The 539-nt window shown below is 64.9% G+C and carries 1 protein-coding gene; it reads right to left on the reverse strand.

What is annotated here, in order from left to right:
• Positions 1–539 (reverse strand): polyprenyl synthetase family protein (locus FH08_RS0133925; protein ID WP_031362618.1); only part of this gene is annotated, 539 nt, incomplete at both ends.

Raw genomic sequence — 539 nt, forward strand, 5'->3', positions numbered from 1 at the left:
GAATAAGCGTAGAGCGCACGCATGGAGTACGCGTCCGGCGTTTCACCGGCCAACGAGCCCATGCGGACCGCGGCGCGCAGCAAAGCAACGGTTTTCAGCCGGGGCAAGGTCTCGAGTTGCGGGCGTGTTAGCGTGGGGCCAACGCTCGCGAGAACGATTGCCTGACCGCCGCACATGCCGATCGAGCCGCTAGCCAGGGCCAGTTCGCGCACCAGCGAAGCCTGTTGTGCCTGCGTCAGAACCCCGGACGTCTGCGCCACGACAGCTTGTGATTGCTGCGCGTCGCCGACCAGCAATGCCGTCGCTTCTTCATATTTGACGTGGACCGTCGGCTTGCCGCGACGCAACTCGTCGTCGTCCATACAGGGCATATCGTCGTGCACGAGCGAGTACACGTGGATCATTTCCAGCGCCGCCGCTGCCGCATCCAGGCATTCAGCGCGCGCGCCGGTCAACTCGCCAGCCGCATGGCACAGCAGCGGACGAACCCGCTTGCCGCCGCCCAGCACCGCATAGCGCATGGCCTCATGCAGTTTGAC

It is taken from the genome of Caballeronia sordidicola, assembly GCF_000729995.1.
In the GTDB taxonomy this organism is placed as follows: Bacteria; Pseudomonadota; Gammaproteobacteria; order Burkholderiales; family Burkholderiaceae; genus Caballeronia; species Caballeronia sordidicola_A.